We start from the raw sequence: 13,067 nt of genomic DNA on the forward strand, positions 1-13,067 counted from the left end.
GGCCGATTTTACAAGGTTAGCGTCAGGCGGCTGACCAGTGCCCCGGGCAGATGCATCGACGCGGTCTGGCGCTGGCCGTAGGTGCTGGCCGAGAGCAGCAGCTCGCGTTGTTCGGTGAGCGCCTCGAGCTGCGAGCCCAGCAGGCTGTAGACGCTGTCGTCGAAGCGCATGGTGCTCACTGGCGCCTGGATCTCGCCGTTCTCCACCCAGAAGGTGGCGAAGCGGGTCATGCCGGTCAGGCGCGCTGCAGGCAGGTCCGAGTAGTTCAGGTACCACAGGTTGCTGATGTACAGCCCGGTGCCCAATTGCCTGAGGATGTCCTGCTGGGCCAACTGGCCGGCGGCCATGTCCAGGGCGCTGGGGTATTCGCCGCTGCCGGCGCCGTTGGCGGTCAGGCCATATTCGGCGGCGCTGCGCGAGTTGATCAGGCGCGCCTCGGCGGCGCCACTGGCGATCAGCGCCAGGTCGCTGCGCGGGTAGCCCTCGTCGGAAAACGCCGGGCTCAGGGAGCCGCTGACCTGCTCGCGTACCGATACCAGCGGGCTCAGGTTCGCGTCACCGGCATAGAGTTTCTGCAGGGCGCTGTGCTTGCTGGCGATGGACTGGGCCGAGAAGCTGCCCCAGGCCAGCATGCCCATGATCTCCTCCAGGGCCGCCGGGGCCAGGTAGGCGCGGTATTGACCGGGGGCCAGGGTCCGCAGCGGCCGGCCGAGGAACTCCAGTTGCCGGCGGGCCTGGTCGAAGCGCTGGGCGAAGGCGTCGCTGTTCCAGGCGTGTCCGGCGTAGCTGGCCTTCACCGCCTCGCCATTGTCGTGGAACAGGCTGAAGTCGAAGTTGAAGCTGTTGGCCTGGTGCCAACCGAAGGCGCCGCTGGAGCTGGCGAAACCACGGCTGATGGGGCCGGCGGCATAGATGCCGACCAGATCCAGGCCCGCGGCGGCGCGACCGATTTCCTCCACCACCTGCTCGCTGCCTGGCAGCGGATGGCTTTGCTCATGCTGGGACTGCCAGTGGGTGTGGTTGAGCATCAGGTAAGGGTCGGCCGGCAGCAGCGGGAGGGTTTCACGCAGTTGTTGCAGGCCCTCGGCCAGGCGCTGGCGGTCCACCTCGGGATCGTTGGCCAGGGTGATGTCGAGGTCGGCGTGGCGGCCATCGTCGATCAGCTTGAAGGTCAGGCTGGCCTGCTGCACCTGCCCGGCCTGGCGTACCTTGGCATGGTTGAAGCGGATGAACTCCGAGGCTTCGGCAGCGTAGCTCAGGGTGAATTGTTCCGACCCGCGGATCTCGTCCTTGAGCCATTGCACCAGCGTCTTGAACTGCTGGGCCTGATTGGTCGCGCTGGTCATCAGGCATCTCCTCCGAATACGTCGATCTTGCTGAATACACAGGCTGGCGAGGCGTGGCCAACGCGGATCACCTGGTTGGGTTCGCCCTTGCCGCAGTTGGGCGTGCCCAGGACCTGGAAGGTGCCACGGTTGCCGACGGCGCTGAGGTTGCGCCAGAACTGCGCGGAAATGCCCCGGTAGTTGGGGTTCTTCACCACGCCCTTGAGTTCGCCGTTCTCGATCAACTGGCCCCATTCGCAGCCGAACTGGAACTTGTTGCGCGCATCGTCGATGGACCAGGAGCGGTTGGTGGACATCAGGATGCCGTGCTCGATCCCGCCGATCAGCTGTTCCAGGGACTGCTCGCCAGGCTCGATGTTGAGGTTGGCCATGCGGTCGATGGGCGCGCGGTTCCAGCTGCTGGCGCGGCTGTTGGCAACGCCGTCCAGGCCACTGCGGTACTGCGACAGGGCGCCGCCCAGGGGGCGTACCAGCAACCCTTCGCGGATCAGGAACTGCTTGCTGGCGGCGGTGCCTTCGTCGTCATGGCCATAGCTGGCCAGCTCCTCGGGGATGTCCGGGTCGAAGGTCACGTTGAGCAGCCGCGAGCCGTATTGCAGGTGGCCGAAGTCCGCCTGTTTGACGAAGCTGGTGCCTGCGTAGTTGCGCTCATCGCCAAGGATGCGGTCCAGCTCCAGGGGATGGCCGATGGACTCGTGGATCTGCAGCATCATCTGGTCCGGCATCAGCAGCAGGTCCCGCGGGCCTTGGGGCGTGTTGGGAGCCAGCAGAAGTTGCAGGGCCTGCTCGGCGACCCGGGGCGCGGCGCCCAGCAGGCCGCAGCGGCTGATCACGTCGCCCGCGCCCTGCTGGCCGAAATTCTCCCGGCCCAGGCTGCGGGTCTGGCTGTCGTTGCCGTCGTAGGCGGTGACGTCCAGGCCCGGGTAGACGAAACGCTGGGCCTGGCGCAACTCGGCTCCGGCGCTGTTGAGGTAGATCTGCTCGACCTGGGTCACGCCGATCCCTACCTGCCAGTTCACCAGGCGCTCGTCCTTGGGAACCGAAGCCGATTCGTCGCCCAGCAGTTGGTAGCAATCGCTCAGGGACGGGAAGGGCTGTTCGAGATTGGGCGAGAAATAATCGGCGCGGTGGCTGGAGACCGGTTGTTCGCGCAGGTCCAGCAGGGCGTGGGCGGCGATCACCCGGGCTTGCCGTTCGGCGCGGTCCAGGGCCGCCTGCAAGCCGCCTGGCGACAGGTCGTTGGTGGCGGCATAGGCCTCTACCCCAGCGACTCGCACGGTCAGCATCGCGCCTTCGTCGCGGCCCAGCCTGGGCGGTTCGGCGACATTCTTGCGTACCGACAGGTACTGGTCTGATTCGCGCACGTAGCGCAGGGAAAAGAACTCGGCGCCCGTGCGCAAGGCAGCGAAGCGCTGCTTGAGCTGGGGGTGAAAGTCGAACATGGATGACCTCCTTGTGAAGAGCAGGGGCTTGCGGGTCTTATCGACGGCGGGCCGGCTCCTACAGGTATAGGTCGCGCAGGGCTCGGGATAAAGTCCGTGGAACGCAGGGGGTGCAGCGGATGGGCAGACTGTAGCGGTTGCCTGTGGCTGCGATCAAGGACGCAGGCCGTGCAATGAACAGAAGGGGAGAGGGCGGGAAATCCAAGGAAATGGCGCCGGCCATTGCGGCCGGCGCCAATCGTGCTTACTGCGCGTTCGCGGCTACGTCGCGTACAGGCTTGCCACGTACCGGGGCTTCGCCGGCCACGTAGTAGGCAGCCTTGCTGCGCGGCAGCGGCTGGCGGCCACGGATCTTGTCGGCGATTTTCTCGGCCATCATGATCGTCGGCGCGTTGAGGTTGCCGGTGGTGATGATCGGCATGATCGAGGCATCCACCACACGCAGGCCCTGCATGCCGTGCACGCGACCCTGGCCATCGACCACGGCCATGTCGTCAGTACCCATCTTGCATGAGCAGGATGGGTGGAACGCGGTCTCGGCGTGCTCGCGGATGAATGTGTCCAGCTGTTCATCGGTCTGCACTTCGATGCCGGGGCTGATCTCGCGGCCGCGGTAGGCGTCCAGTGCCGGCTGCTGCATGATTTCGCGGGTCAGGCGGATGCCGTCGCGGAATTCCTGCCAGTCCTGCTCGGTGGCCATGTAGTTGAACAGGATGCTCGGGTGCTGGCGCGGGTCTTTCGACTTGGCCTGCACGCGGCCACGGCTCGGCGAGCGCATGGAGCCCATGTGGGCCTGGAAGCCGTGTTCCTTCACGCCGTTGGAGCCGTTGTAGTTAATCGCTACCGGCAGGAAGTGGTACTGGATGTTCGGCCATTCGAACTCTTCGCGAGTACGGATGAAACCACCGGCTTCGAACTGGTTGCTGGCGCCGATGCCGGTGCCCTTGAACAGCCACTGCGCGCCGATGGCCGGCTGGTTCCACCACAGCAGCGATGGGTACAGCGATACCGGCTGGGTGCACGCGTATTGCAGGTACAGCTCCAGGTGGTCCTGCAGGTTCTCACCGACGCCTGGCAGGTCGTGGACCACCGGGATGTCCAGGCTTTCCAGCAGGGCGCGCGGGCCGACGCCGGAGCGTTGCAGCAGCTGTGGCGAAGCGATGGCGCCGGAGCTGACGATGACTTCCTTGCGCGCACGGGCTTCCACGCGCTCTTCGGTGCTGCCTTGCAGGTAGCTCACGCCTACGGCGCGCTTGCCTTCGAACAGGACCTTGTCGGTCAGGGCGTGGGTGACGATGGTCAGGGTGGAGCGCTTCTTGGACACGTCCAGGTAACCGCGGGCGGTGCTGGAGCGACGGCCTTCAGGGGTCACGGTGCGGTCCATCGGACCGAAGCCTTCCTGCTGGTAGCCGTTGAGGTCTTCGGTACGCGGGTAACCGGCCTGTACGCCGGCCTCGACCATGGCGTGGAACAGCGGGTTGTTGCCAGCCTTGGGCGTGGTCACTCGCACCGGGCCTTCGCCACCGTGGTAGTCGTTAGGGCCGATGTCGCGGGTTTCGGCCTTGCGGAAGTACGGCAGGCAGTCCAGGTACGACCAGTCTTCCAGGCCTGGCAGCTTGGCCCAGCCGTCGTAATCCATGGCGTTGCCACGGATGTAGCACATGCCGTTGATCAGCGAGGAGCCGCCCAGGCCCTTGCCACGGCCACATTCCATGCGGCGGCCGTCCATGTGCGGCTCTGGATCGGTCTCATAGGCCCAGTTGTAGCGACGGCCTTGCAGGGGGAACGCCAGTGCCGCAGGCATCTGGGTACGGAAATCGAAACGATAGTCCGGGCCGCCGGCTTCCAGCAGCAGGACGGTGACGCCTTCGTCTTCGGTCAGACGGGTCGCCAGGGTGTTACCGGCAGAGCCGGCACCAACGATGATGTAGTCGTATTCTTGGGCCATTGGAGCCTCCGTGGAGAGCTGCAAGCCTCAAGCTTCAAGCTGCGAGAAAAGGCAGCGAAGCGGGCTTGGCATTGAATGAGGGGCAGGCGGCAAGCCGGGCTAATGCCTTGGCTTGCCGCTGATAGCTAGCTACTTGCCGCTGCTCAGAATACTGAGCTGTAGTCGCCCAGCTCGACCTGCACCGACTTGATGCGGGTGAAGTTGTTCAGCGAGCTGATGCCGTTCTCACGGCCCACACCCGACTGCTTGTAGCCGCCGACTGGCATCTTGGCGTCGGACTCGCCCCAGGCGTTGATCCAGCAGATACCGGCTTCGAGCTGGTGGATGATGCGGTGGGCGCGGTTCAGATCGCGGGTGACGATACCGGCGGCCAGGCCGAAGTCGGTGTCGTTGGCACGACGGATCACTTCTTCTTCGGTCTCGTAGGTGAGGATGCTCATCACTGGGCCGAAGATTTCTTCACGGACGATGGTCATGTCGTCGGTGCAGTCGGTGAACACGGTTGGTGCCACGAAGGCGCCCTTGGCGAATTCGCCATCGGTCAGGCGCTCGCCGCCGCACAGTACGCGGGCACCTTCTTCCTTGCCCTTGGCGATGTAGCCCAGCACGTTCTCCATGTGGGCGAAGCTCACCAGCGGACCGAAGTTGGTGTTCTCGTTCTCTGGGTTACCGACGCGGATGCGGGCAACGCGTTCGGCGATCTTGGCTTCGAAAGCAGCCTTCAGATGGCTCGGTACGAACACGCGAGTGCCGTTGGTGCAAACCTGGCCCGAGCTGTAGAAGTTGGCCATCATCGCGGTGTCGGCGGCGCGATCCAGGTCGGCGTCGTCGCAGATGATCAGCGGCGACTTGCCGCCCAGTTCCATGGTCACTTCCTTGAGCGAGGAGCTCGAAGCGCTGGCCATGACTTTCTTGCCGGTGTCGGTGCCGCCGGTGAAGGAGACTTTCTCGATGCGCGGGTGCTCGGTCAGCCAGGTGCCGACTTCACGGCCGCTGCCGGTCAGGACGTTGAACACGCCAGCCGGTACGCCAGCCTCGGTGTAGATCTCGGCCAGTTTCAGGGTGGTCAGCGAAGTCACTTCGCTGGGCTTGAAGATCATCGCGTTGCCAGCGGCCAGGGCCGGGGCGGATTTCCACAGGGCGATCTGGATCGGGTAGTTCCAGGCGCCGATACCGGCGACCACGCCCAGTGGCTCGCGGCGGGTGTAGACGAAGGAAGTGTCGCGCAGCGGGATCTGCTCGCCTTCGATGGCCGGTACCAGGCCTGCGTAGTATTCCAGCACGTCGGCGCCGGTGACGATGTCGACGTACTTGGTTTCGGAGTAGGCCTTGCCGGTATCCAGGGTTTCCAGGGCGGCCAGCTCGTCGTTGCGCTCACGCAGGATGTCCACGGCGCGACGCAGGATGCGCGAACGCTCCATGGCGGTCATGGCGGCCCAGATCTTCTGACCTTTTTCGGCGCTGACCACGGCGCGTTCCACATCTTCCTTGGTCGCACGTTGCACTTGTGCGAGAACTTCACCGTTGGCCGGGTTGATGGCATCGAAGGTGGCGTCGCTGCCGGCATCGGTGTAGCCGCCGTCGATGTAGAGTTTTTGCAGTTCAAAACGGGCCATAGTGTCCTCGCAAGTGCATTGAGTTATGGGCTTGGCCACCGAGCGTGCCCTTGGATTCGGGCGCGCTGATCAGTGGCGTGCAGAGGCCGAGCGTCTTGGTTGTGCTCTAGCGCTCCTGCTTAGCCAGTTGTAGATCCATGTATTCGTAAGCAATCCGTATCGCCTGGTCGGTGTCGAATGCATCACCCGACAGGGCGCCACGCAGCCACAAGCCGTCGATCAAGGCCGCCAGGCCGCGGGCTGCCTTGCGCGCATGGTAGAGCGGCAGGACGCGGCGGAACTGGCAGCACAGGTTGGAATACAAGCGGTGGTCGTTGATCCGCTGCAACCTGTGCAAATCGGGCTGGTGCATGCTGGAAGCCCAGAAGGCCAACCAGGTTTTCATTGCCGGGCCGTTCACCTGGCTGGCATCGAAGTTGCCCTCGATGATCACCTTCAGATGAGCGCGCGGACTGTCGTCCGTCAGGGCCTGGCGGCGTGCTCTGACGCCTTCGTTGAGCATGCTCATGATGTAACCCATCGTCGCTGCGATCAGGCCGTTCTTGTCCCGAAAGTAGTGACTGATGATGCCGTTCGACACTCCGGCCAAACGGGCGATCAGCGCAATGCTGGCGTCCCCCATCCCGACCTGATCGACCGCTTGTAGCGTGGCTTCGATCAACTGCTGGCGGCGTATGGGTTGCATACCGACCTTGGGCATCTGCTACCTCTCCTTAGGCCCGCCGGCAGACGCATGACGGCTGTCGGCTTGCGGGCCAGTCTATTTTGTTTTGATTGAACGTTCAATCAACAAAGAATAAGATCTGCGACAAATCGTCGCTGCCTACGGATTCTTCCCGCATGTAGATGGCGGAAAACGACCTCCGAAAAAGACCGCACCCCAGGGATGGCATGGCGTGAACCGGTAAGGACGGACGTGTTGAATGGGCAAGACGCTTCAGGCCTGACGCCGAACCAGCGGTTCGAGTCGAGGCCGGGGACGCTGGTTCGCAACGCAGCCGCCGTGGGTCCGGGCTTTTTTCGGGGTGTCTTTATATCACCCGACGATCGGCTGCCAACTAACCGATTGGTCGGGTGCCGTGTTGCCTTGTGTCCTTCTCTCGCACTGCCTGGAGCATCTGTGCAATGAGTTCTGCCTCTCTTATAAAGACCCCGCCGGAAAAGGTGCGGGTCAACGGTTGGGTGTTCTACACCTCGACCGCGCTGATCCTGTTGTTGACTGCGATCCTGATCATCGCCCCGCAAGAGGCCGGCAAAATGCTGGACGTTGCCCAGGCATGGTTGTCCCGCAGTTTCGGCTGGTACTACATGTTGGTGATCGCCGCCTACCTGGTGTTCGTGGTGGGCTTGGCGTTCTCTTCCTACGGCAAGCTCAAGCTGGGGACCAAGCAAGACACCCCGGACTTCAGCTATGGCGCCTGGGCCGGGATGCTGTTCTCGTCCGGCATCGGCATCTCGCTGCTGTACTTCGGTGCGTCCGAGCCCCTGGACCACTACTTCAATCCGCCCGAAGGCGTGCCAGCCAGCAACCAGGCCGCGCGCCAGGCGCTGCAACTGACGTTCCTGCACTGGGGCCTGCACGGCTGGGCGATCTATGCCCTGGTGGGCCTGGCGGTGGCGTACTTCGCCTACCGGCATAACCAGCCACTGGCCCTGCGTTCGGCGCTGTACCCGCTGGTGGGCGAGCGCTGGGTCAAGGGCGCGGCCGGCCACGCGGTGGACGGTTTCGGCATGTTCGTGACCCTGCTGGGCCTGGTGACCAACCTGGGCATCGGCTCGATGCAGGTATCGTCCGGCCTGGAAAACCTGTTCGGCATGGAGCACAGCAACACCAACCTGCTGATCGTGATCATCGTCATGAGCACGGTGGCCACCATCGCCGCAGTGTCCGGGGTGGAGAACGGCATTCGCCGCCTGTCCAACCTGAACATCGTGCTGTTCAGCGGCTTGCTGATCTTCGTCCTGCTGTTCGGCCCGACCCTGCACCTGCTCAACGGCTTCGTGCAGAACATCGGCGACTACCTCAACGGCGTGGTGCTCAAGACGTTCGACCTCTATGTGTATGAAGGCGACAGCGCCAAGTCCGATCGCTGGCTGGGCCTGTGGACCCTGTTCTACTGGGCCTGGTGGATTTCCTGGGCACCTTTCGTGGGCATGTTCATCGCTCGTATTTCCCGTGGCCGCACCGTGCGCGAGCTGGTGGCTGGCGTACTGCTGATCCCGCTGGGCTTCACCCTGGCCTGGCTGTCGATCTTCGGCAACTCGGCCCTGGACCTGGTGCTCAACCAGGGCGCGGTGGAACTGGGCAAGACCGCCCTGGAACAGCCGTCCATGGCCATCTACCAGTTGCTCGAGCATTACCCGGCGTCGAAGATCGTCATCGGTGTGTCGATCTTCGTGGGCTTCGTGTTGTTCCTGACCCCGGCCGACTCCGGCGCGGTGATGATGGCCAACCTGTCCTGCAAGGGCGGCAACGTCGACGAAGACGCCCCGCACTGGCTGCGGATCTTCTGGTCGGTCGTGATCACCCTGGTGACCGTCGGCCTGCTGTTCGCCGGTAACTTCCAGGCCATGCAGACCATGGTGGTGCTGGCTGGCCTGCCGTTCTCGGTGGTGCTGGTGTGCTTCATGTTCGGCCTGTACAAGGCCATGGCCCAGGACACCCGGGTCGAGCAGGAACAAGCGGAACTGGCGGCCCGCGGCCGTCGCGGTTTCAGCGAGCGCCTGACCCAACTGGACCTGCAGCCGACCCAGGCAGTGGTCCAGCGCTTCATGGACAAGCACGTGACCCCGGCGCTGGAAGAGGCCGCGACCCAGTTGCGCAACCAGGGGCTGGATGTGCAGACCCTGCTGGGCAAGTCCAAGCGCTGCATGGGTGTACGGATCGAGATGGAAGAGGGCAACCCTTTCGTCTATGAGGTGAGCCTGGACGGTTACCTGGCGGCGCCGAGCGAATCGGCCGATGCGCCGGAAGAGCGTGCACGCTACTACCGTGCCGAGGTCTACCTGCACAACGGCAGCCAGGAGTACGACCTGATGGGTTTCACCCAGGAGCAGATCACCCGTGACGTGCTCGATCAGTTCGAAAGCCATCGGCAACTCCTGGGCCGGGTCTACAGCTAAGTCCTGAAGTAGACGCGGGCCCGGGCTCACCGGGTACCGCGTCGCCCGCGAAGCGATGTGTGGCGCACCGCTACATCCGCTCTTGCAACAGGTGCAATTCGCACCTCTATTCCCGCTCAAACGACAACGCCGCGACCTGAGTCGCGGCGTTGTCGTTTGCGGCCATCAGCCCAGGTTCTTGCCGAGCAGCGCGTGGTAGAGCTCGCTGTCGCCGAGGATCCCCACCACCTTATGGTTATCGTGGAGCACCAGCTTGTTGCCGGTCTGGTAGCGGATCTGCAGGGCCTCGCGCATGCCGATACTGGAATCCACCAGGGTCGGGCGCCGGCCCAGCTCTTCCACCGATTGCCCCGGCACCCAGTTCTGCAGGTCCAGTTGCGAGCCGTTGCGCCGGGCGCCCTTGATGGTGTTGCCCTCGGCCAGGTCCAGCCAGGAGTCGCCACCCGGGTCCAGGCACACCGAGCCGTTGACCCGCTTGCAGTTGTCCAGGCTGCGCATCAGGCTGCGCCCGCACAGTACGTTCAACGGGTTGGTATGGGCGACGAAGGTGCGCACGTAGTCATCCGCCGGGTTGAGCACGATCTCTTCGGGCTTGCTGTACTGGATGATCCGCCCGTCCTTCATGATGGCGATGCGGCTGCCCAGTTTCAGGGCTTCGTCCAGGTCGTGGCTGACGAACACGATAGTCTTGTTCAGCTTGCGCTGCAGCTCCAGCAACTCGTCCTGCAGGCCCTGGCGAATCAGCGGATCGAGGGCCGAGAAGGGCTCGTCCATCAGCAGGATGTCGGCATCCATGGCCAGGGCACGGGCCAGGCCCACGCGTTGCTGCATGCCACCGGACAGTTCGTCCGGCTTCTTGTTGCGCCACTGGGTCAGGCCCACCAGCTCCAGCTTCTCGTCCACCAGCTTGCGCCGCTCCTTCTCGGGGCGGCCCTGCATCTCCAGGCCGAAGCTGATGTTCTCGCGCACCGTCAGCCAGGGCATCAGGGCGAACTTCTGGAACACCATGGCGATGCGCTTGGTGCGCATCATCTTCAATTCCGCCGGAGTGCAGTGGGCGATATCGATGTGCTTGCCTTCGTGTTCGACGAACAACTTGCCGCGGCTCACGGTATTGAGGCCGTTGATGCAGCGCAGCAGGCTCGACTTGCCCGAGCCGGACAGGCCCATCAGCACGCAGATCTCGCCCTTGTTGATGTCCAGGTTGGCCTTTTCCACGCCGACCACCAGGCCGGTCTGCTTGAGGATCTGCTCGCGGGTCTGGCCCTTGTCCAGTAGTGCCAGGGCCTCGCGCGGCTTGTTGGAGAAGATGACGTCGACGTCTTCGAAACGAATGATGCTCATGCCTCACCCCTTGCCGGCAGTTCCGGCTGCTTGCAGATACGGTCGAGCATGATTGCCAGCAACACGATCGCCAGGCCCGCTTCGAAGCCCAGGGAGATATCGGCGGTGTTCAGTGCGTTGACCACGGGTTTGCCCAGGCCGTCGGCGCCCACCAGGGCCGCGATCACCACCATCGACAACGACAGCATGATGCACTGGGTCACGCCGGCGGCGATGCTCGGCATCGCGTGGGGCAGTTCGATCCGGGTCAGCAACTGGCGCCGCGAGCAGCCAAAGGCCTTGCCGGCATCCAGCAGCTCTTGCGGCACGTCGCAGATGCCCAGGTAGGTGAGGCGGATCGGCGCGGCGATGGCGAACACCACGGTGGAAATCAGCCCCGGGACCACGCCCAGGCCGAACAGGGTCAGGGTCGGGATCAGGTAGACGAAGGTCGGCACGGTCTGCATCAGGTCCAGCACCGGGCGCATGGCGGTGTAGAACATCGGCTTGTGCGCGGCGAGGATGCCCAGCGGCACGCCGATGACCACGCAGACCAGGGTGGCGAAGGTCACCTGGGCCAGGGTCTCCATGGTTTCCTGCCAGTACCCCAGGTTGAGGATCAGCAGGAAGGACAGCACGACGAATACGGTCAGGCCCCATTTGCGCTGGATCATGTGCGCCAGCAGGGCAATCAGGCCGATCAGGGCCAGGGGGTTGAACCAGGTCAGCGCGAAGGTCACGCCGTGAATCATGGCCTCAAGGGTGGTGGCGATCGCATCGAAGATGCTGGCGCCGTGTTTCGTCAGCCACTCGACGAAGGCCGCGATGTACTGGCCCAGGGGGATTTTCTGATCAGTGAGCATGGTAATGAACGTCCGCATGCAATGGAAAAACAGCCCGGGCGGGCCAGCCCGCCCGGCGTCAGCGACTTACTGGGCAAGCTTGGCTTTGACGGCCTCCAGGCCTGGTTTGCCATCGATGGTGGTCACGCCGGCGAGCCAGGTGTCGAGTACCTCGGGGTTTTTCTTGAGCCAGGCCTTGGCGGCCGCGTCAGGCTTCATCTTGTCGTCCAGCACGTTGCCCATCAGGGTGCTTTCCATGTTCAGGGTGAACGACAGGTTCTTCAGCAGTTGCCCGACATTGCTGCACTCCTGGACGTAGCCCTTGCGGGTGTTGGTGTAGATGGTCGCCTGGCCGAAGTTGGGACCGAAGAACTCATCGCCACCGGTCAGGTACTTCATCTTGAAGCGGGTGTTCATCGGGTGCGGTTCCCAGCCCAGGAACACCACCGCGGTGTCGCGGCGCTGGGCGCGCTCGACCTGGCTCAGCATGCCCGCCTCGCTGGATTCGACCACCTTGAAGCCGGCGTCCTTCAGGCCGAAGGCGTTCTTGTCGATCATGCTCTGGATGGTGCGGTTGCCGTCGTTACCCGGCTCGATGCCGTAGATCTTGCCGTCCAGCTCGGTCTTGAACTTGGCGATGTCGGCGAAGTCCTTGAGGCCCTTGTCATACAGCGCCTGGGGCACCGCCAGGGTGTACTTGGCGTTCTCCAGGTTGGCGCGCACGGTCTCCACGGTGCCGGCATCGCGATACTGCTTGATGTCGTTTTCCATGGTCGGCATCCAGTTGCCGAGGAATACGTCCATGTTCTTGCCGTCGGCCAGGGACTTGTAGGTCACCGGCACGGAAATCATCGTGGTCTTGGTCTTGTAGCCCAGGGCGTTGAGCACGACGCTGGTGGTGGCGGTGGTTACGGTGATATCGGTCCAGCCGACATCGGAGAAGTTCACGGTACTGCATTGCGCCGGTTCTGCGGCCTGTGCCAGGAACGGCAGACTCAGCATGGCGGCCAGCAACAACGAGGGGGAACCTTTCATAGAGGGGGGACTCCTGGATGTTCTTCTTGGCGGCGTTCGGACCGCGCTTATTGAGTGTGGCGGTTGGTGTGTCGGGAACAGCTCTACCACCGTGCCTTGCAATCGAGTCGAGACTGATCATGTACCAGTGAAAATCTGTCGCCTACCGGGTGCGTCGTATCCAGTACAGGGAGGGTCGCATCCAGTGTCGGTGAGGTCGCATCCAGCGTTTTTGCGCAGTTTTTCCTGCGTCCGGGCGGCAAAAACGCCCGAATCCGACCCTGGCGCCTGGCGGCGTTGGTGGGCATGAGCGAGTCGGTGTCAGACGTCGGCAAACCCGGCAAAAGCCCGATGATGCGCCCTTCTCGGCGGATTGCAGCTTGAGCGTAGCAGCTCCGTCAGTGGGCGTTTTC

Annotated in this window: 9 protein-coding genes; 1 reads left to right on the forward strand and 8 read right to left on the reverse strand. The window is 63.7% G+C overall.

The genetic code is table 11. From position 1 onward, the window contains the following. Positions 1-8: 8 nt before the first annotated feature. The 5 genes from GDH07_RS02420 to betI form a co-directional block, all read right to left on the reverse strand. Positions 9-1,346, reverse strand: a complete 1,338-nt coding sequence (locus GDH07_RS02420; protein WP_152896605.1) for a TldD/PmbA family protein — start codon at positions 1,344-1,346, stop codon at positions 9-11. Beyond that, entirely contained in the window at positions 1,346-2,788 is a 1,443-nt protein-coding gene (locus GDH07_RS02425; RefSeq protein ID WP_053134032.1) for a TldD/PmbA family protein, read from the reverse strand. The genes GDH07_RS02420 and GDH07_RS02425 overlap by 1 nt, the downstream gene beginning before the upstream one ends. A 244-nt stretch (positions 2,789-3,032) precedes the next feature. After that, the gene (gene betA / locus GDH07_RS02430; RefSeq protein WP_022641537.1) at positions 3,033-4,736 is read right to left on the reverse strand and encodes a choline dehydrogenase; all 1,704 of its coding nucleotides are present in this window, start codon (positions 4,734-4,736) and stop codon (positions 3,033-3,035) included. Positions 4,737-4,879: 143 nt separating this feature from the next. Further along, positions 4,880-6,352, reverse strand: coding sequence for a betaine-aldehyde dehydrogenase (betB, locus tag GDH07_RS02435; RefSeq protein WP_022641536.1), 1,473 nt, complete (start codon positions 6,350-6,352; stop codon positions 4,880-4,882). 106 nt (positions 6,353-6,458) lie between these two features. After that, positions 6,459-7,052, reverse strand: a complete 594-nt coding sequence (betI, locus tag GDH07_RS02440) for a transcriptional regulator BetI (protein WP_022641535.1) — start codon at positions 7,050-7,052, stop codon at positions 6,459-6,461. A gap of 425 nt (positions 7,053-7,477) precedes the next feature. Here betI and betT point away from each other — a divergent pair, with 425 nt between their 5' ends. Continuing rightward, entirely contained in the window at positions 7,478-9,475 is a 1,998-nt protein-coding gene (gene betT, locus GDH07_RS02450; RefSeq protein WP_031320648.1) for a choline BCCT transporter BetT, read from the forward strand. Positions 9,476-9,640: 165 nt separating this feature from the next. On the opposite strand, the gene choV is transcribed toward betT, so the two are convergent. The 3 genes from choV to GDH07_RS02465 all read right to left on the reverse strand — a co-directional run bounded on the left by choV (position 9,641) and on the right by GDH07_RS02465 (position 12,675). Further along, on the reverse strand, positions 9,641-10,819 hold the full coding sequence (choV, locus tag GDH07_RS02455; protein WP_053134036.1) for a choline ABC transporter ATP-binding protein: 1,179 nt from the start codon (positions 10,817-10,819) through the stop codon (positions 9,641-9,643). Further along, entirely contained in the window at positions 10,816-11,661 is an 846-nt protein-coding gene (gene choW, locus GDH07_RS02460) for a choline ABC transporter permease subunit (RefSeq protein ID WP_022641532.1), read from the reverse strand. Before choW ends, choV begins: the two co-directional genes overlap by 4 nt. 66 nt (positions 11,662-11,727) lie before the next feature. Further along, positions 11,728-12,675 carry a choline ABC transporter substrate-binding protein gene (locus GDH07_RS02465; RefSeq protein ID WP_022641531.1) on the reverse strand — a complete coding sequence of 316 codons (948 nt, stop codon included), beginning with the start codon at positions 12,673-12,675 and terminating at the stop codon, positions 11,728-11,730. Positions 12,676-13,067 lie beyond the last annotated feature (392 nt).

The sequence above is a fragment of the Pseudomonas piscis genome, from assembly GCF_009380155.1.
Classification (GTDB): domain Bacteria; phylum Pseudomonadota; class Gammaproteobacteria; order Pseudomonadales; family Pseudomonadaceae; genus Aquipseudomonas; species Aquipseudomonas piscis.